At 47.9% G+C, this 19,015-nt stretch carries 17 protein-coding genes; 9 read left to right on the top strand and 8 right to left on the bottom strand.

Features of this window, described 5'->3' with window-relative positions:
- Positions 1-127 precede the first annotated feature (127 nt).
- From L990_RS04125 to pheT, 6 genes are all read left to right on the top strand, one after another.
- Positions 128-1,006 carry an electron transfer flavoprotein subunit beta/FixA family protein gene (locus L990_RS04125; protein ID WP_047445826.1) on the top strand — a complete coding sequence of 293 codons (879 nt, stop codon included), beginning with the start codon at positions 128-130 and terminating at the stop codon, positions 1,004-1,006.
- Positions 1,007-1,042: 36 nt separating this feature from the next.
- Positions 1,043-2,062, top strand: a complete 1,020-nt coding sequence (locus tag L990_RS04120) for an electron transfer flavoprotein subunit alpha/FixB family protein (protein WP_047445825.1) — start codon at positions 1,043-1,045, stop codon at positions 2,060-2,062.
- An 81-nt stretch (positions 2,063-2,143) separates the two neighbouring features.
- Entirely contained in the window at positions 2,144-3,874 is a 1,731-nt protein-coding gene (locus L990_RS04115) for an acyl-CoA dehydrogenase family protein (RefSeq protein ID WP_047445823.1), read from the top strand.
- Positions 3,875-4,223: 349 nt separating this feature from the next.
- A complete protein-coding gene (locus tag L990_RS04110) occupies positions 4,224-4,856 on the top strand; it encodes a hypothetical protein (protein ID WP_156121334.1) in 633 nt (210 codons plus the stop codon).
- Between the two features lie 428 nt (positions 4,857-5,284).
- The gene (locus L990_RS04105) at positions 5,285-6,016 is read left to right on the top strand and encodes a hypothetical protein (protein WP_156121333.1); all 732 of its coding nucleotides are present in this window, start codon (positions 5,285-5,287) and stop codon (positions 6,014-6,016) included.
- A gap of 891 nt (positions 6,017-6,907) precedes the next feature.
- Positions 6,908-9,379, top strand: coding sequence for a phenylalanine--tRNA ligase subunit beta (gene pheT / locus L990_RS04090; protein WP_410488759.1), 2,472 nt, complete (start codon positions 6,908-6,910; stop codon positions 9,377-9,379).
- Between the two features lie 117 nt (positions 9,380-9,496).
- On the opposite strand, the gene L990_RS04085 is transcribed toward pheT, so the two are convergent.
- Entirely contained in the window at positions 9,497-10,852 is a 1,356-nt protein-coding gene (locus L990_RS04085; protein WP_047445812.1) for an MATE family efflux transporter, read from the bottom strand.
- A 329-nt stretch (positions 10,853-11,181) separates the two neighbouring features.
- On the opposite strand from L990_RS04085, the gene L990_RS04075 reads away from it, so the two are divergent.
- A complete protein-coding gene (locus L990_RS04075) occupies positions 11,182-11,541 on the top strand; it encodes a YbaN family protein (RefSeq protein ID WP_052180719.1) in 360 nt (119 codons plus the stop codon).
- A gap of 15 nt (positions 11,542-11,556) precedes the next feature.
- The gene (locus tag L990_RS19095) at positions 11,557-12,189 is read left to right on the top strand and encodes a helix-turn-helix domain-containing protein (RefSeq protein WP_052180718.1); all 633 of its coding nucleotides are present in this window, start codon (positions 11,557-11,559) and stop codon (positions 12,187-12,189) included.
- Here L990_RS19095 and L990_RS04065 read toward each other — a convergent pair.
- The 6 genes from L990_RS04065 to L990_RS04050 form a co-directional block, all read right to left on the bottom strand.
- A complete protein-coding gene (locus L990_RS04065; RefSeq protein WP_047445808.1) occupies positions 12,186-12,521 on the bottom strand; it encodes a zinc ribbon domain-containing protein in 336 nt (111 codons plus the stop codon). The two genes, L990_RS19095 and L990_RS04065, sit on opposite strands and share 4 nt — an antisense overlap.
- A gap of 24 nt (positions 12,522-12,545) precedes the next feature.
- Entirely contained in the window at positions 12,546-12,722 is a 177-nt protein-coding gene (locus L990_RS19845; protein ID WP_156121332.1) for a hypothetical protein, read from the bottom strand.
- A gap of 23 nt (positions 12,723-12,745) precedes the next feature.
- Positions 12,746-12,910, bottom strand: a complete 165-nt coding sequence (locus tag L990_RS19840) for a hypothetical protein (protein ID WP_156121330.1) — start codon at positions 12,908-12,910, stop codon at positions 12,746-12,748.
- A gap of 117 nt (positions 12,911-13,027) precedes the next feature.
- Positions 13,028-14,308 (bottom strand): serine hydroxymethyltransferase, encoded by a 1,281-nt coding sequence (gene glyA / locus L990_RS04060; protein ID WP_047445806.1) that lies wholly within the window; start codon positions 14,306-14,308, stop codon positions 13,028-13,030.
- Between the two features lie 115 nt (positions 14,309-14,423).
- Entirely contained in the window at positions 14,424-14,855 is a 432-nt protein-coding gene (locus L990_RS04055) for a DUF1801 domain-containing protein (protein ID WP_052180717.1), read from the bottom strand.
- Between the two features lie 14 nt (positions 14,856-14,869).
- Positions 14,870-16,651: a chloride channel protein gene (locus tag L990_RS04050; protein ID WP_047445804.1), complete on the bottom strand. Its 1,782-nt coding sequence runs from the start codon at positions 16,649-16,651 to the stop codon at positions 14,870-14,872.
- A 17-nt stretch (positions 16,652-16,668) separates the two neighbouring features.
- Between L990_RS04050 and L990_RS19835 the strand changes: the two genes are divergently transcribed.
- A complete protein-coding gene (locus tag L990_RS19835; RefSeq protein WP_156121328.1) occupies positions 16,669-16,821 on the top strand; it encodes a hypothetical protein in 153 nt (50 codons plus the stop codon).
- A 133-nt stretch (positions 16,822-16,954) separates the two neighbouring features.
- Here the strand turns inward: L990_RS19835 and L990_RS04045 are convergent, their stop codons facing one another.
- Positions 16,955-18,346, bottom strand: a complete 1,392-nt coding sequence (locus L990_RS04045) for a DUF4403 family protein (protein ID WP_047445802.1) — start codon at positions 18,344-18,346, stop codon at positions 16,955-16,957.
- Positions 18,347-19,015: the final 669 nt, after the last annotated feature.

Here is a 19,015-nt window from a genome sequence, read left to right as displayed (position 1 = left end):
CTGCTGATTTCGTTTAGTTTTAAAAACTATTAACAAAGAAGAGTCTTAAAGAAGGGGATGGCGAGTTACTTCGGTTGCATTTTTTTCTATATTTGCCCGTCACAGCAAAAAATTACCCTTAATAGATATGACAAATAAAGGTTTAAAGATTGTTGTACTCGCAAAGCAAGTACCCGATACCCGCAACGTGGGTAAGGATGCTATGAAGGCAGACGGAACTGTTAACCGTGCCGCCCTTCCTGCGATCTTCAATCCCGAGGATTTGAATGCCTTAGAGCAGGCTCTAAGATTAAAAGACAGATATCCTGGAACAACTATCACCATTCTTACAATGGGTCCAGGACGTGCCGCAGACATCATCCGCGAAGGAATGTACCGTGGCGCAGACAACGGAGTCCTACTTACCGACCGCAAGTTCGCTGGTTCGGATACTTTGGCAACCTCTTATGCGCTATCAAAGGCTGTAGCTAAAATACAACCCGATTTGGTAATTGCAGGTCGTCAGGCTATCGACGGTGATACCGCTCAGGTAGGACCACAAGTTGCCGAAAAGATGGGTTGGCCTCAGGTTACCTATGCTGAGAACATCATTGCTTTCGAAGAGGGCGAATTGGTTATCAAGCGTCGTTTGGAGCATGGTGTTGAGGTGGTAGCTGGTAAACTTCCAATGGTGGTTACCGTTACGGCGTCGGCTCCAGAAGCTCGTCCACGTAACGCCAAGTACCTAATGAAGTTTAAGCACGCTCGTACGGTAACTGAGCTTCAAGAGCAAACTTCTGACTACTACATGGAGCTGCAAAACCGCGAATACCTTCGTATTCCAGAGTGGGGGGTAGCCGATGTTGAGGCTGAAGCCGAGCAATTAGGGTTATCTGGCTCGCCAACTAAGGTGAAAAAGATCGAAAACGTGGTGTTTGCCGCTAAGGAGGCAAAGCGCCTAACAAGCGAAAATGCCGATATCGAATGGTTGATGAAAGAGCTTATGGCTAATCACACCATTGGTTAATCTTAATAATTTTCTAAACTTTAAAAGACTTTTACCGTGAACAACATTTTTGTTTACTGCGAAATAGAAAATGGTAAGGTTGCCGATGTAAGCCTTGAGCTACTTACCAAAGGCCGTAACCTTGCCGATCAGCTAGGCTGCCAGCTAGAGGCGCTTGCTATTGGTCACAACCTTGCCGGAATCGAAGTAGAGCTAGGACAGTACGGTGCCGATGTGGTACATGTTGCCGACGATGCTCGCCTTTACCCTTTCCGCAACCTGCCTCACACTACCCTTGTTAACGCTATCTTCACCGAAGAGAAGCCTCAAATCGCCCTATTTGGTGCTACATCAATTGGTCGCGACTTGGCTCCACGCGTTTCTTCTGCGCTACACAGCGGGTTAACTGCCGACTGTACATCGCTAGAAATCGGCTCGCATACCGAAAACAAGAGTGGCAAGGTATACGAAAACCTTCTTTACCAAATCCGCCCAGCGTTTGGTGGTAACATCATTGCTACCATCATCAACCCCGATTGCCGCCCACAAATGGCAACCGTTCGCGAGGGGGTAATGAAGAAGGACGTTATTGCAAACGCTAAGCCTGCCGCTGTAAAAACAGTTGACGTTAACAAGTACCTTACTGATGCCGACGAGCTGGTTCGCATCATCGAGCGCGAAATCGAAGAGCGCAAGATCGACATCAAAGGGGCCCCAATTATCGTTGCTGGTGGATACGGCGTTGGCTCTAAAGAAAATTTTGCCCTTCTACACGAGCTTGCTCAGGTGCTAGGTGGCGAGGTTGGCGCATCGCGTGCCGCTGTTGACGCAGGATATGCCGAGCATGCCCGTCAAATCGGTCAAACCGGTGTTACCGTTCGCCCTAAGCTTTACATCGCTTGTGGTATCTCTGGCCAAATTCAGCACACCGCTGGTATGGAGCAATCGGCTATGGTTATCTCTATAAATAACGATCCGAATGCACCTATCAACCAAATTGCCGACTACGCAATTACCGGTGATGTGGCCGATATCATCCCTAAGATGATTAAGTACTACAAGAGCAACTCGAAGTAATAGAGTATCACGTATCACGTATCATGTATCACGATAGCACGCGCTAAAAGATACCGATGCCTGATCTAATAAACTTTGAAAATGGCAAATTTTTATACAGATAACGAAGATTTGAAATTCCACCTTGGCCACCCGCTGATGAAGAAAATCGTGGCGCTAAAGGAAAGGGGATTTGAAGATAAGAACACCTACGATTACGCTCCTATCGACTTTGAGGATGCTCTTGATAGCTACGATAAGACCTTGGAGATTGTGGGTGATATTTGCGGAAACATTCTTGGCCCTAACGCCGAGTCGGTTGACGCCGAAGGACCAGAGGTTATTAACGACCGCGTTAAGTACGCTCGTGGAACTCAAGAAAACCACGACGCACTTACCCAAGCTGGCCTTTACGGAATGTCGCTTCCACGCGAATATGGCGGATTAAACTTCGCTATGGTTCCTTATGTGGTAGCTGCCGAGCTTGTTTCTCGTGCCGATGCTGGTTTTGCCAACATCTGGGGGCTACAAGACTGCGCCGAAACCATTCACGAGTTCGGATCAAAGGAGATTAAGGACACCTTCCTTCCTCGTATCAACCAAGGACAAACGGCTGCTATGGACCTTACCGAACCAGATGCTGGATCGGACCTTCAGGCAGTACAGCTTAGAGCTACTTGGGACGAGAAGAAGGGCACTTGGTTGCTAAACGGTGTTAAGCGTTTTATCACCAACGGCGATGCCGAAATCTCGCTAGTTCTTGCCCGCTCTGAGGATGGTACCAACGACGCTCGTGGTCTTTCTCTTTTCGTGTACGACAAGAAGGATAATGCCATGAAGGTTCGTCGTATCGAGCACAAGCTGGGTATCATCGGATCTCCAACCTGCGAGCTTGTATTTACCAACGCTCCTGCAGTGCTTGTTGGCGACCGCAAGATGGGTCTTATCAAGTACGTAATGTCGTTGATGAACGGTGCTCGTCTTGGTGTAGGTGCCCAGTCGGTTGGTCTTTCCGAGGCTGCCTACCGCGAGGCGCTTAAGTACGCCAACGAGCGCGTACAGTTTGGTAAGGAAATCATCAAGTTCCCTGCCGTATACGAGCTGCTAACCAACATGAAGGCGAAGCTTCACGCTTCTCGTGCGCTTCTTTACGAAACATCTCGTTTTGTAGATGTGTACAAAGCGTACTACCACATCTCTCAAGATCGTAAGCTCGAGAAGGAAGAGCGCGACGAGCAAAAGGAGTTCAACAAGCTGGCCGACTGCTACACGCCGCTGCTTAAGCTATTCTCTTCGGAGTACAGCAACTCTATTGCCTACGACTCGCTTCAAATTCACGGCGGATCAGGCTTCATGAAGGACTACCCAATCGAGCGTATCATCCGCGACGCGCGTATCACCACCATCTACGAAGGTACTTCGCAGCTGCAGGTGGTGGCCGCTATCAAGGGCGTTACCACCGGCGTATTCCTTCAGCAAATGAAGGCCTACGCGGCTGCTCCGGTACACACCGACCACGAGTACATGAAGAAGACCCTTGCCGATATGACCGAAGAGTACGTAAAGGCATTCGAAATTGTTCATGCCGCTGGCGATACCGAATTCCTAGACTTCCACGCTCGCCGTTTGGTAGAGATGGCTGGCCACATCATCATGGGCTACCTGCTGCTAATCGACTCTCAGCGTAACGAGAAGTTCATCAACTCGGCTGATGTGTACATCAAGCTTGGTGCTGCTTGGAACAAGGAGCGCTACAACTACATTGCAAAGAGCGATGTTAAGGACCTTGGACAGTACAAGCTGGTACAAGAAGAGGTACTTAAGCTATCGTAACGATACCTTACTACAGGCTTTACGGCCTCGCCCCAGAAGACTCTTCTTCTGGGGCTTTTTTTTGCATCCCCGCATCCTGCCGCTGCCGCTTTAAGCTGCCGCTCCGCCTCGCCCCACACGGCAACCCGCAGCGCCCAATCCCACACCGCGCAGCCGGAGTATGTCAATCGCTACAAAAAGCAGCTAAACAAGGCCAAATAATCCGATATTTTCCCTCCCAATCGTAATCTTAACGCAAATGGATACGTTTAGTACTAACCAAGGCTAACGGCCTGCTTAGTGTGGATAAATATTTGCAGAGGTGAGTAAGAGCGCTACAATTCAAGTATCAACTAAATAATGTTGTGATATGAAACGAATAAACTTGTTAGTAATGGTAGCTGCTGCCATGCTTTTAGCGAGCTGCAGCAGCACGCAGCTGGTGTCGTCGTGGAAGGCTCCCGAAGCCCAGCAGGGAAGCATTGGCAACGTACTCGTACTAGGAATGATGGGACCCAAGAACCTGGAGCTCCGCGAGAACCTCGAAAGGCAGATAGCCATCGAGCTACAAAATAAAGGTATCAAGGCAACCTCCGCAACCGACGTCTTCGGGCCCAAAGGGTTTAAGGGGCTAACCGAAGAGCAGGTTAACGATAAGGTACGCAGCCTCGGCTACAGCTCCGTAATGATCGTTAGCCTCGTAGATAGGGAGAAGGAGCGCGTACATACCCCCGGAACCATGTACACCACCCCTCGGGTTGTTGGATATAGCCGCTACTACCGCCGATACATGGTGGTGTACGAGCAAACCTACACCCCCGGCTACTATACCACCAACACCAGCTACGTTCTTCAGTCCGAGCTCTACTCGGTAGGCCGCAACGACCTGCTATACTCCGGACAAACCCGCAGCTACGACCCCGGCAGCAAGGCATCGCTTGCCAAGGGCGTCGCAAAGGCCATTGTTGCCGACATACAGAAAAAAGGGCTAATTGCCATGTAGTACCACACCTTAATATAGGTCGATATCGGCAGGAGACACCACCAGCGTGTCTCCTTTTTTTTGTCCCCACCATCCCCATGCCTCCGCCTATCCATCCAAATATTTTTGGTCCGATGGCGGTACAATGCCTCTACGGCCCATTTTATGCATCATTCTAAAAGAACAGCCTTGTGCTGCCCGCAAAAATGGCGGTTACGGAGGTGGATATTCCCCTGTAGGCGGTATTTTAGCTTTTGGTTATCAGGAATGACGATAAAAACAACAAAAATTTAAACAAAAGTATAGTATTTAATGAAATTTATTATTTTTACATGCAGCTGCTATCCGTAGTGCTGGCGTGTCTAACCCTAAAATTCGCACACCCCGGTGCAAAAGGCTGGTGGCCCCAAGCTAATATTTATTCTAATTTTTTAAAGATTGATGTTGATATGGTGAAATCAAGCAACACTGGGCATGCCAACAACCTTGCTGCCTGCAACACGCTAATTAACGCCGTAAAGGAGTTTGGTGTCAAGTACAACCCCGCCGAACCCAAGCTAACCGTGGTTAATCTCGAAAAGGCATACGCAAGCGGTACCGCCGCATTGGGTAACCTGCAGGCCGCCGAAACCACCCACAGCGATACCATCGCCGCTCGCGCGCAGATGTTTGGAGAACTCAACGCCTACACCTCAAGGGTTGTAAGCATCTACTCCATTTCGGGGATAGACCATCGTTCTGTCGACACGGTACGTCTCGTACAGCGTCGTATTAGGGGCGAGGTGGGCGCAAAGTCCGACACCGCAGCAGCCGCCAACGGAACACAAACCAAGAAGAACACCACCCTGCAAATGGGATATGAAGATAGAGCTAGCAACTTTGCCCAGCTCGCCACCTACGTAGAGGCTAACCCCCACTACAAGGTAAATGAGGATGACATCAAAACCGAGGCCGTGCGCCAGTTCTCCTCCGATCTCAACGAGGCCAACAGCCGCTGCATCGAAACCGAAGCTGCATTCGATACCGCTCGTACTACTTTAACCGACATCTTCTATACCAACGAGGATTCGCTATACAACCTCTGTAAAAACGCAAAGGCGTACGTTAAGGGCGCATTTGGACCTTCGAGTAAGGAGTTTCGCCGTATATCTGGAATAGAGTTCAAGCAACTTTATAAGTAGGCTCGATATTGTCTGTATCTAGGGCTTGAGGGCGATCTTCGGATCTCCCTCTTTTTGCATCCCGCCCTCCGTAGTACGCCTCGGTGCCGGCATAGTTCCATGCCGAAAGTTTGGAGTAAGCTTTAGTGCTGGCAGAATGCGTTAACACTACTCTGTAGTAAGCGTTGGTGTCGGCAGAATTCCGTCTGGAAAGTTTGGAGTAAGCTTTAGTGTCGGCAGAGTACGTTAACACTACTCTGGAGTAAGCGTTGGTGTCGGCATAATTCGGTCTGGAGAGTTTAGAGTAAGCTTTAGTGCTGGCAGAATGCGTTAACACTACTCTGTAGTAAGCGTTGGTGTCGGCAGAATTCGATCAGGAAAGTTTAGAGTAAGCCTTAGTGCTGGCATAGCTCGGTTTGGAAAGTTTGGAGTAAGCCTTGGTGCTGGCATAATACGTTAACACTACTCTGGAGTAGGCTTTGGTGTCGGCAGAATTCGATCCGGAGAGTTTAGAGTAAGCCTTAGTGCTGGCATAGCTCAGTTTGGAAAGTTTGGAGTAAGCCTTGGTGCTCGCAGAATACGTTAACACTACTCCATAGTAAGCGATGGGGGAGGTGGAGCGGCTTGTGGGAGCGCCGTCGGCGGGTATATTCGGGATAGGCCTGCGCGATGCTGGCTTTGGTTGTGCTGCTGGTGCCACAAAATGGGGCGCGCGTTGGGCCATCCTTCATGCCGATAGGGCACGGCTGACAAAACATTTTGCCACCATCCAAAAAGGCCTCCATACATGGCCAACGAATTAAAAAACAAACTTAAAATATCCCCGAAACGGGCAAAAACTCGTACTTTTTTTGGCCCGAGGTGCATGGTATTAGCATCAAATCAGTATTTTTACGGCTTATTTGACACGAGATAAATCTTTTCAAAATGAATATTTCCTACAGTTGGTTAAAGGACTACCTGAAAACCGACCTTACACCCGAACAGATTTCTGAAATTCTTACCTCGATTGGTTTGGAGGTAGACTCGCTAGAGAAGGAAGAAGCCATTAAAGGCGGATTGGAAGGCGTAGTGGTTGGCTACGTGCTGGAGTGCGAGCGCCATCCCGATGCCGATAAGCTAAGCGTTACCAAGGTGGATGTGGGCGCTGCCGAGCCGCTACAAATCGTGTGCGGCGCGCCAAACGTAGCTGCCGGGCAAAAAGTCCCTGTGGCAACCGTGGGCACCGTGCTTTACTCGGGCGACGAGGAGTTCAAGATTAAGAAGTCTAAGATTCGTGGCGTGGAGTCGTTGGGTATGATTTGCGCCGAAGACGAGCTGGGGCTGGGTGCATCGCATGATGGTATCATGGTGCTCGATCCCCAAACACCTGTAGGAACACCTGCCAAGGAGTACTTTAAGCTAGAAGATGAGTACGTATTCGAAATAGGGCTAACCCCAAACCGTATCGATGCGGCATCGCACTACGGCGTGGCACGCGACATTGCCGCGTACCTAAAGGCGAACGGCGTGGCCTGCTCGCTCGAAAAACCATCGGTAGATGCGTTTAAGGTGGATAGCACCTCGCGCGTTATCCCCGTTGAGGTTCAAAACGTAGAGGCTTGTCCCCGCTACTCGGGCATCACCGTTTCCAACGTAAAGGTGGCCCCATCGCCAGAGTGGCTGCAGAAGAAGCTTCGCGCCATCGGTATCAACCCAAAGAATAATGTGGTCGATATCACCAACTTCATCCTTCACGAGCTGGGCCAACCCCTACATGCCTTTGATGCCGCCAAGATTAGCGGAGCAAAGGTGGTGGTGCGCACTACCCCAGAGGCTACCCCATTTACCACGCTGGACGGAGTTGAGCGCAAGCTAAACGAAAACGACCTGATGATATGCAACGCTGCCGAGCCAATGTGCATTGCAGGGGTGTTCGGCGGGCTAGACTCGGGCGTAACCGAAGCTACCACCGACATCTTTATCGAGAGCGCCTACTTTAACCCCGTATCGGTGCGCAAAACCGCCCGTCGTCATGGGCTAAACACCGACTCTTCGTTCCGCTTCGAGCGTGGCGTAGATCCAAACTTAACCATCTACGCGCTTAAGCGTGCGGCTATTTTGGTTAAGGAGCTGGCTGGTGGCGAAATATCTTCGGATATCATCGACATCTACCCAAATCCAATCGAAAACTTTACCGTGGAGGTTTCGCTAAACAGAATGCGCAAGCTAATTGGCAAGGATATCGAAACCGAAACCATCAAAAATATTCTAGCTGCGCTGGATATTGCCATCGTTAAGGAGGAGGGCGACGCGCTGCTTCTTAGCGTAGAACCATACCGCGTGGATGTACAGCGCGAGGCCGATGTGGTAGAGGAGGTGCTTCGTATCTACGGGTACAACAACATCGAGATGCCGCTGCAGGTGCGCTCTACGCTTTCGTTCGAGCCTCGTCCCGAAAAGGACAGGATCGTAAACACCGCCGCTGATCTGCTTTCGAGCAACGGCTTCAACGAAATCATGTCCAACTCGCTTACCAAGGCTGGCTACTACCAAGACCTTGCAGCCTACCCCGAGGAGAAGGCCGTTCGCATCATCAACCCGCTTAGCGGAGACCTTAGCGTGATGCGCCAAACCCTTTTCTTTAACGGTATGGAGGCAATTGGGCTTAACACCAGCCATCGTAACGCCGACCTTAAGCTCTACGAGTTTGGTAACGTGTACAGCTACAACGCCGAGAAGGCCAACGGGGAGAACCATCTTCGTGCTTACACCGAAAACTACCACGTGGCGCTATTTGTTACCGGCAACAAAAACGCCGAAAGTTGGAATACGAAGGTAGAGCAGAGCGACTACTTTACCCTACGCGCTTCGGTAGAGCAGCTGCTGCTTCGCTTTGGCATCAGTTTGTTCGATCTTAAGACCGACGAATGCTCGCTCGACTTCATCAGCGATGGCGTTACCTACCTCCTAAACGGTAAGAAGTTTGTGGAGATGGGCGTGGTGGCTAAGAAGTTCCGCAACCAGTTCGACGTAAAGAACGACGTTTTCTTTGCCGAAATCCGTTTCGACTTGCTCATTAACTTTGTTCGCAACAACAAGACTACCTACAAGGAAATTTCTAAGTTCCAGGAGGTGCGTCGCGATCTAGCGCTGCTACTCGATAAGAAGGTAACATTTGCTCAGCTGCGCGAGACTGCCTTCCAAACCGAGAAGAAGTTCCTGAAAAAGGTTGGCCTATTCGACGTTTACGAAGGAAAGAACCTTCCAGAAGGGAAGAAGTCGTACGCGCTTAGCTTCATCCTACAGGACGAAACCAAGACGCTAACCGATCAGCAAATCGACCGCATGATGGATAACCTCATCAAGGCATTTGATAGAAACTTTGGGGCACAGTTACGATAGCCACAGTGCTGTAACGATAAAAAACAAATGCGGAGCTGTAGCTCCGCATTTGTTTTTTTATTGAGGTAGCTACGCAATCGCTTTTTCTACCTGCAGTGCTGTTTGGGAAACCTCGGCCTACGCTCTGGCTAACTCCAACCTTCCCATCAGAATTCGGATACGGAAGTAGAATAGCAGCGCACAAATACCCAATCCTATGGGGAATCCCATCCAGATGCCAACTTCGCCAAAGCCCAGCTTAAAGGCGGCCAGATAGCTTATGGGGATGGATATAAGGTAGTACGAAACGAAGGTAAGCATGCTCGGAATTCGGGCGTCGGCTAAGCCTCGGAGTATACCCGAAAAGACAATTTGCCCAGCATCAAATACCTGAAATATGATGAATACAATAAGCAGCTTAGATGCAACAAGCGCCACTGCCTCGTCTTGCGTAAAGAGGTAGGGAATCTCCTTGTGGAATAATAGAAATAGCCCGCTGATGACTACCACCATCACTCCGGCAATCTGGCTCGACGCCACCGAAGCCCTACGAACGATGGAGGGAGTACCAAGCGCCGAAAGTTGGCTAACACGTATGGTGGTGCTCATCCCAATTGCCTGGTAGAGCATAAAACCTAAGCCAGAAAGGCTAATAACTACCTGGTGGGCGGCCAAACCAATCTCTCCAAGCCATCCCATCATCAGTCCTGCAAAGATAAAGGCCGAAGCCTCGGAGAAAACCTGCATCCCCATCGGAACACCTAGCTTGTAAATCCTCTTAACCTGCGAAAACGAAGCCTTAACGTCTTTTGCCAGCTGTAGCGCTTGACGAAGTATTGGCTTACGTAGCGCCACCACCATTATAGCTACCGCCATAAAGGTTCGTGCCGTAAGCGTTGACACCCCAGCGCCGTTTACGCCCAGCGTTGGCATTCCTAAGTTTCCATAAATAAGAAGGTAGTTGCCCACAATGTTGATCAGGTTGGCGATAAGGGTAATCACCATAGCCGTACGCGTGTCTCCAAGCCCCTCTAGCACCTGTTTTCCCAGCATAAAGATCATTACGGGAAACATGGAGATTGCTATAAGAATAAAGAAGGGGCGTGCGAGGGGAATAATGCTGTCGGGCTGATTCATAAACGCCATGCCGCCATACAGAATAGCGCTTATAAGAAGCAGAAGAAGTCCCACCGAAAGGTAGGATACCACGCCATTCTTCCAAAGTACGCCCACCTCGCGGTGATTGTTTGCCCCAAAGGCCTTACCAGTAAGGGGTGTTATCGAAAGGGCAAACCCCATTCCAAAGTAGAGAGGTAGCGAAACAAGCATGGTGGCAAATGCCGCTGCAGCTAGCGGTATTGCTCCTAATCGTCCAATCATCATCACGTCGACAACAGCCACAGATATTTGACCTAGCTGCGAAACCATCACAGGTAGCCCAAGACTTAGCGTGCTGCGATAGTGGGGCCTGTAAAGACGCCAAAAACGCTTCATACTATTTTTTTTAGTAAAGTGATTTTCTTGAGCGAGACCTTGCCCTCGAAGAGAACTTTTACCACTTGAACATCGTCCTGGCGGAGATGGGTTTCAAGGTGAGAAACGGCTGCTAAAAGTTCCAGAAATTCTACGAGTCGCCCGTTAAATATTACGGATTGCAAAGTAAGTGCCAATTAATGAGATTGACAAGCGGCCTGTTTTAAGAAAGGCTAAAAGGGAAGCGGGCATTTGTTGCCGTAAGCGCTTCTCTTTTGCGTTTAAAGAAGGTAAAATGCCCGGCCATTTTCGCGGTTATTGTATCTTTGCTGCCTAATATTCGAAGCTGGATGATGCGGAAGGTGCTTTTTGTTGGTTTAGGAACCATCTCTCTCGGTTGTGGCATTGTAGGTATTGTGGTACCCGGGTTACCAACAACACCATTTGTGCTGCTGGCTGCATGGTTCTACGTCAGGAGCAGCGAACGCCTGCACCAAAAGCTGATAGGCAACCCCTTCTTCGGAAGGTACATCGCCAACTACGAAAGGGGACTTAGCCGTAAATCCAAGTATCGAATTTTCATTCTTATGTGGATGATGATTATTCTCTCTACATCCTTATTTATATACAGCTGGCCTGTTCGGCTTGTTGTTGTTGCGGCTGGCGTTATAGGTACAGGCGTAGTGTGGAGAATAAAGGAACCTCAATAGTAAAAGAATTCAACCGTGGCTAGTAGCTTACTTCAACGAATATCCGAGGGCGAAGGTTTGCACCTCGACTTTAAATATGCGGTAACCGACTCCAAGAAGATTGCTCGCTCGTTGGCGGCGTTTGCCAACACTTCGGGTGGATCTTTGCTGCTTGGCGTAAAAGATAACGGACGAATAGCAGGCGTAAACAGCGACGAGGAGTACTACATGATTGAGACAGCCGCTCAGGTATTCTGTAAGCCAGAGGTTCCTTTTGATGTAAAAAGATGGGAGGTTAACGGGAAGGTTGTTTTGGAGATAATCATAGCGGAAAGCACCCGAAAACCGCACTCGGCACCCGATAAGGAGGGAAAACCAACCACCTACATTCGCATTGCCGACGAGAATATCAAGGTCGGATACCTACATGCTAAGTATCTTAGGCAGTCTTGCTCTAAGCCTCGTCCCGTCAGCTTTGGCAATCGCCATCAGCAGCTGGTCGATTTGCTAACAGCAACCGGTCCTCTGTCCTTTACAAAGATTTGGAAAAAGCAGCAGCTCTCGACAAAAGAGGCCGAGCGTTTGGTGCTCGACCTACTATCCATCAATGTAATAAAAATCGAATCTACCCACGAGCAGAGTCGCTTTAGCATTGTCGAAAGCGACTAGTCGCCAAAGCGCTTCATGGCTACCACGCGTATAATTAAAAGGTAAACCACGGTAAGGTAAAACGCGGCGGTGGCAGCAAGCATTATCAGCTGATTAGGAAGGTAGCGCTCAACCTCCATCTTTGTAAATACCACATGGTTGTATGCAAGCATAAATACCAGCGTTAGGATGATGGTGGCTATGCGGTAGTAAACGATGTTATCCGTTTTGGGAACCGAATGCGTTCCGCATTTTTGGCAAACATAGCGCTTGTTATCTGCAATCGTAAAGGCGTACCCCAACGAAACTTTGGCGCCGCACTGGGGACATGAATATTTTTTCTCTTTCTCCATAATCATAAGGGTTTATAGTAGTGGTTACCTTCTTGTTTTTCGGTAGCGGTAGTAATCGTACCCAAACACGGCAACCGATATAGCCAATAGCACCGACCACAAAAGGGTATTCCCCGAAAAGGAGGCGTCGGTAAATAGCAGCAGGTAAAGAAACAGGATGCAGCTAATACCTACCAGCGCATGCCTAACGTACTTCATCATATCAGCATTGTTTTGCTGCAAATTTACTTTTTATTTCGATGATGCCTTATATCCTTAACGTATAGATAGGCAATGCTGGCAGCAGATAGTGCCCCAATGGCGCTATTGATGTAGCCGTTTCGTCCGTTGGTAAACACGGTCCAATAAATGAGTAAAACGATAAAAAGCGCAGCCACAACCCATCTCATGACATTCATATTTTAATATTTAATTCGATGCTTACTTCAAAAGTATAAATATCAAGTAAAAGAAAAGGCCACTCCTTGCGGAGTAGCCTTTAAATTATCTAGCAATATAGGAGTTTACTACCAAGCAAAAAGTGGTAGATCCTGCATTAGCTTGTTAACTTCGGTACGTACAGCACCAATCTTAGTTTCGTTCTCGAAGTTGGCAATAACCGCATCGATATACTCAACGATAAGTGGCATGTGCTCTTCCTTTAAGCCACGAGTGGTGATTGCTGGCGCACCAACACGAATACCAGAGGTAGTAAATGGCGAGCGAGAATCGTAAGGAACCATGTTCTTGTTAATGGTGATATCAGCCTTAACAAGCGTATTCTCAACCTGCTTTCCGGTAATGTTTGGATACTTGGTGCGAAGGTCGATAAGCATAAGGTGGTTATCGGTACCGTTAGAAATCACCTTGTAGCCCATGTCTACAAAGGTTTTAGCAAGAACGGCAGCATTTCTCTTCACCTGATCTTGGTATACCTTGTATTCTGGAGTTAAAGCTTCGCCAAAAGCTACAGCCTTAGCAGCGATAACATGCTCTAGTGGTCCACCTTGAATACCAGGGAATACAGAGCTGTTAAGAACAGCAGACATCATCTTGATTTCGCCCTTAGGAGTCTTCAAACCAAATGGGTTTTCGAAGTCCTTACCCATAAGGATGATACCACCACGTGGTCCACGAAGGGTTTTGTGGGTTGTTGAGGTAACAATGTGGGCATACTTAACGGGGTTGTCAAGAAGACCAGCTGCGATAAGACCTGCAGGGTGAGCCATGTCTACCATAAAGATAGCGCCTACCTTATCTGCAATCTCGCGCATACGCTTGTAGTTCCACTCACGAGAGTAGGCTGATGCTCCACCAATAATCATCTTTGGCTTGTGCTCAAGCGCAAGGCGCTCCATCTCATCGTAGTTAACCATGCCATCCTCTTCGTTCACCTTGTAGCCAATAGGGTTGTACATAAACCCAGACATGTTTACAGGCGAACCGTGCGAAAGGTGGCCACCATGAGCTAGGTCTAATCCCATAAAGGTATCTCCTGGCTTAAGGCAAGCCATAAATACGGCCATGTTTGCCTGTGCTCCAGAGTGTGGTTGTACGTTTGCATACTCTGCTCCGTAAACCTCTTTCAGACGATCGATGGCAAGCTGCTCAACGATATCTACTACTTGGCATCCACCATAGTAGCGTGCTCCTGGGTATCCTTCTGCATATTTATTGGTAAGCACAGAGCCCATTGCCTGCATAACTTGGTCTGAAACGAAGTTTTCAGATGCAATAAGTTCAATACCGTGCGTTTGTCTTTCGCGTTCCTTAGCAATAAGGTCGAATATTTGTGTGTCGCGAACCATAATACGTTTTTTTAGTTATTTGCGGGTTAAAGATATATAAATAAGACTTCCAAAAAAGATGTAATATGGTATTTAATAGCAGGAAAATGATTGATTTCCGTAAAAGAACTGATAACTACCGCTTTTTCGCACGTTTGCTTAGGTAAAGCTGCTCGTCTACAGCTGCTGCTTCGTAGATATACGATTTTAGCAGGTCGATATCCACATCGTTTACTCCGAAAAAATCGCGGCAGTACACCTGCTTTCGTCCGTCTCTTTGCAGATATGTCCCATCATCGTTTAGTAAGTCTCCTCGCATAAAGCCAAACCGAACTCCTTCCCGTGGTACCTTTCCCCATTTTACCGCCGATGGCCAAATGAAGCAAACGCTGTAGTGTTGCTTGTACGACGGGATGTTGAACATCAGCTTTTCCGAGCAATGCGGCATGCAATCCGTAACGATACGTCTTAGCAGCTCAACCACCAGCCGTTCATTCTCAGGTATATGCTCCAGCATCTCTTCAACGCTACTAAAACTTACATTCTGATACTTGTTTTCCTTTGCCATAGTAAGCCTGTGGGTTAATCGTCCGAGAGTTCAACCAGCTTTTTTCGGTAGATAGATAAGATCTTAGAGCGGGATATGAATCCTACGTAGCGCTGATCTTCGTCAATAACGGGTAAGTTCCATGCTCCTGAGTATTCCATCTTTTCGAATACCACCTCCATTGCTTCATTGTCAACAATATAATCAGGAGGAGTAGCCATCAGCTCTCTCACAAAGACCGTCTCGTATTTCGACTGGTCAAACATAAGCTGACGAATGTCATCCAACAGCACAATACCCTGCAGCTGCTGCTTCTCGTTTAGCACGGGAAAAAGGTTCCGCTTCGATTTGGCAATGGTGACAACAAGCTCCCCTAGTGTAGCGTTAACTTCAATAGGGCAGAAGTCTCGCTCTATAACCTCGTTAAGCGTCATTACGGTTATTGCCGCCTTATCCTTATGGTGCGTAATCAAATCTCCAGTCTGCGCCAATCGTAGCGTGTAAAGCGAGTGCTTGTTTCTGCTATAAACGGTGGTATAGGCTAGTGCTGCCGTTATCATTAGCGGAATAAAGAGCTGATATCCTCCTGTAATCTCTGCAATCAGAAATATCCCCGTTAGGGGGGCATGCATAACTCCAGCAAGCACGCCTGCCATGCCTACCAGCGTAAAGTTTCCAACAGGCAGGTTTAACCCAAAGAATACGTTAAGCGATGTTGCAATAAAGAAGCCCGCAAAACCTCCAACAAAGAGGCTTGGCGCAAAAATACCTCCAACGCCACCTGCCCCAAACGTGCAGGCCATGGCCGGAATCTTAAGCGCTATAATGGCAATCGGTATTAGCAGTAGCGCCCACGTCTCATTGCGCAGCCCGTAGTATAGGGTGCGCTCAAAGAGCGAATGGTGGTCTAGCGAAAGTAGCTTGCCAATGGGTTCGTAGCCCTCTCCGTATAGCGAGGGAAAGAGCATAATCATGATACCAAGCAGCGTGCCTCCTATCAAAAGGCGCTTGGTAATGCTCTGCTGACGCTTAAAAAACGATTCTATCTTCAGAGAACCCCAGGTAAAGTAGAGTGCTATGGCTCCACAAAATATACCCAGAATGATGTAGTAGGGAATGTTGTAAACCGAAAAGTTTACGATTACTTTTTCAGGAAATACCAGAAAGGAACCGATAAAAACGTAGGTAATGCTTACCGCACTTACCGTCGAAAGGAGCAAAGGAATAACCGCAGCCATGGTAAGATCGAGCATCAGCACCTCTAGCGTAAAAATCATCCCTGCAAGCGGAGCACCAAAGGCGCCTGCAATGGCTCCCGCTGTTCCTGCTCCTAAAAGCAGCGTAATCATCCGGTAGTCTACCCTAAAAAACTGGCCAATGTTCGAGCCTATGGCCGCACCTGTCATCACAATCGGCCCCTCTGCTCCAACAGATCCTCCCATACCAATGGTAAGCGAGCTGGCAATCATCGAGGTGTACATGTTATGCCTCTTTATTTTAGAGTTTCGCCTCGATATGGCGTAGAGCACCTTGGTTACGCCATGCCCAATATCATCTTTCACAAAGTAGCGAACAAACAGAATGGTTAGCAGAATACCAACCATAGGGTAGGCAAAAAGCAGGATGCTCCCTTTCTCTATAGGAATCCAGCTCACCAGCGTTGTCTCTACAAAATGGATAAGCCACTTGATGGAAATGGCCGCAAATCCACAGATAACTCCTGTCAGGATGCTAAATATTAGCATCAGCTGCTTGTTGGATAGCTTTTTTAGTTTCAGTATTAAAAACCGCTGGTACGACGATAGCTTTTGTTGCATTACAAAAAGAGGATTATATGCCAGACCGTCATACTAAAAGGGAGATTCGAGTTACTGCTGTTTTGCTTGGCAACACAGCCTGCCCATCGCTGCTTGGTGTGCTTCATTTGCTGAAGCAGCAGGGGCTAACGCGCTTCTTTTCTCGACGGCCATTGGATTACTCCTCCTAAGATAGGGAGATTTGATTGATAATAAAAGGGGAGGAGCGAGGATTGAATGAAAGTAAAGCCCGAGTATAGCGCTAGAAAAAATAAAGGGCACCTCCTTTTTACAGGAAATGCCCTTTAAACACAGAATTATTATCTAAAAGTTAAGACCGTCTAACGAGATGTTAAGCTTGCCTTTGGCAATACCTAAAACCTTAAAAGATTTGTCGGTAAGGAAGATATCCTGAATGTCAATTTGATCAACCACTCCGTTGATGGTTACCTCTTTTACCGATTTGTTATTCTTTAAGCTGGCGTTAGCCATGTTCTTCGCAGTGTTAAAGTAGCTGGTAACAGGGAAAACCATGTTTTCTTTAAGGGCATCCTTAATGGTGCTCTTAAACAGCCACGCTGCACTCTTGAAAAGAATATTCTTAGTTTGCATCTCAAAATCAAGATCCTTCACCTCTACCGTCTTCTTCTCATGGTTGTAGAAGGGTACTCCAGCAAAGTAGATGGTACCATTAAAGCTTCCGGTAAGATCTGCGGCAACAATGGTCTTTCCGTTGCTTCCGTAAATCTTAATTCCGTTAACGGTAACTTTCTTGCTTCCAGAGCTAAAGGTTTTCCCCTTAACTTCCTTAATGGCCATCTGCTCCGCTTCGCTATAAGGGATGTCAGTCCAAAGGTTAAAGGTAAATGAGCCGTCCGACTTGGGAACAACACGGAAGTTAGGCAGCTTTGCTACTGGGGTATAGGCTGGAGATTTAGGTGATATCAAAACTTCAGTCTCTGATTTAACGCCAACAGCCGAGCTGATAATCCCGTTGCGGGTAACAAATGGGGTAGCGGTAATTTCGCTTGGCGTAACCTTTAGCCAAACGTTGTAGTCCTTATTAATAAGTATAGGCTGCTGAATTTGACGCCAAGCATCGCCCATAAGCGTCTTTACGTTAAACTGTGACTTTATCTGCCCGTCAATTTCCGAGCAAACGCGGCCCTGCATTCCGTTAACAACCTTGTCGGCAACCAGCTTAACGGGTACCTTAAAGCCTGCCATGCTTACCTCTGGGTTGGTAATCCACTCAAAACCGGTTGATACGGTCTTCGAATTGATGGTCCAATCGGGTGCAATAGCCAAAGAGGTGCGGTACTTAAGCGCAATCTGCAGCTCAACATCCTTTGCTACGGTAATTCCCAACTTGGTGAATCCGCCTTTTAGCCAAAGCTTCAACGGTATCTTATAGTCTATAGACATGCCATTAAGCGAAACTTGGATAGGCTGCGCCTTCCAAACCTTCACCATCATGTTATCATCGTTCATGTTGTTGTCTTCGTACAAAAGACCGTTGATTTCCGCGTTGATTTTTGCGTTAAGAACCTTCTCGCTTAGCGCAATAGGTACGCTAACTACAGAAGATGTTGGCTTATAGTCGAAATTGCCGTAGCCTTCGGTTGGTCTTGGAATGTGGGACGTAGACGAGCACCCTTGCACAAAGATACCTGCCGCAGAAAGAAGAAGCAGCTTAAAGTAGTTCCTTAGTTGCATTTCAATTTATTTTGAATGGTTATCGGGCAAAGTTAGCTAATACAGAAACCCGCTGTTCCCTTTTCTTCTTAAAAGGAGTTAAGAAAAATGTACGGACAAGATGATTAGCCTCTCAGCAAGTCAGAAGCCTGATTTTAATGGCAGTCAATTTCTGGTATTGTAACGTTCTTAGCACTTCAAGGGTAAGCTGCTGGTGCTGTATGCTCGCGCTTTTCTGTAGCTACTGCATTGGCGGCGGCTAAAAAAACAGGCGGAGGGCGTTATTTCGTTCTGGTGTCAGGCTATGTTGCAGGGCGGGCTGCTTGGCGTACAATGTCGTTAGTCAGCCATTACAATGCAGCTACACGGAGGTGAAATGTTATTTGTCAGCCATTACAATGTCGTTGGCAACCGTTACATAGCCGTAAACTTACGTTGCAGCACCCTTTGCTGGCATTACATGGTGGTTAATCGGGTATTACAGTATGGTTAGCGAAGCCTACATTACGATTAGCAGAACCAGCACTTAGCAGCTATTTCATTGCAGCATCGTCTGCAGCGCTTTCATCTTAGGCTAAATTGCTATTTCTGCTTCCATACTCTTAATCTACTCAATCTTGCTGGTCGTAGCTGTCAGCTAACGCCTGTTTTCTTTTTTCATTTAGTCCTTATTGGGGTGTCGAAAAAAAA

This window comes from Alistipes sp. ZOR0009, from assembly GCF_000798815.1.
Taxonomy (GTDB): Bacteria; Bacteroidota; Bacteroidia; order Bacteroidales; family ZOR0009; genus Acetobacteroides.
This window is presented reverse-complemented; position numbering and strand designations above follow the sequence as displayed.

Excerpts from the sequence above, each read along its gene's own strand:
- L990_RS04075 (WP_052180719.1), top strand. The coding sequence starts at position 11,182 with ATGATGCGGAAGGTGCTTTTTGTTGGTTTAGGAACCATCTCTCTCGGT.
- L990_RS19840 (WP_156121330.1), bottom strand. The coding sequence starts at position 12,910 with ATGAGATGGGTTGTGGCTGCGCTTTTTATCGTTTTACTCATTTATTGG.
- L990_RS04115 (WP_047445823.1), top strand. The coding sequence starts at position 2,144 with ATGGCAAATTTTTATACAGATAACGAAGATTTGAAATTCCACCTTGGC.
- L990_RS04045 (WP_047445802.1), bottom strand. The coding sequence starts at position 18,346 with ATGCAACTAAGGAACTACTTTAAGCTGCTTCTTCTTTCTGCGGCAGGT.
- L990_RS04055 (WP_052180717.1), bottom strand. The coding sequence starts at position 14,855 with ATGGCAAAGGAAAACAAGTATCAGAATGTAAGTTTTAGTAGCGTTGAA.
- L990_RS04050 (WP_047445804.1), bottom strand. The coding sequence starts at position 16,651 with ATGCAACAAAAGCTATCGTCGTACCAGCGGTTTTTAATACTGAAACTA.
- L990_RS04125 (WP_047445826.1), top strand. The coding sequence starts at position 128 with ATGACAAATAAAGGTTTAAAGATTGTTGTACTCGCAAAGCAAGTACCC.
- L990_RS04085 (WP_047445812.1), bottom strand. The coding sequence starts at position 10,852 with ATGAAGCGTTTTTGGCGTCTTTACAGGCCCCACTATCGCAGCACGCTA.
- L990_RS19845 (WP_156121332.1), bottom strand. The coding sequence starts at position 12,722 with ATGATGAAGTACGTTAGGCATGCGCTGGTAGGTATTAGCTGCATCCTG.
- L990_RS04105 (WP_156121333.1), top strand. The coding sequence starts at position 5,285 with ATGGTGAAATCAAGCAACACTGGGCATGCCAACAACCTTGCTGCCTGC.
- glyA (WP_047445806.1), bottom strand. The coding sequence starts at position 14,308 with ATGGTTCGCGACACACAAATATTCGACCTTATTGCTAAGGAACGCGAA.
- L990_RS04110 (WP_156121334.1), top strand. The coding sequence starts at position 4,224 with ATGAAACGAATAAACTTGTTAGTAATGGTAGCTGCTGCCATGCTTTTA.
- L990_RS19835 (WP_156121328.1), top strand. The coding sequence starts at position 16,669 with ATGCCAGACCGTCATACTAAAAGGGAGATTCGAGTTACTGCTGTTTTG.
- L990_RS04065 (WP_047445808.1), bottom strand. The coding sequence starts at position 12,521 with ATGGAGAAAGAGAAAAAATATTCATGTCCCCAGTGCGGCGCCAAAGTT.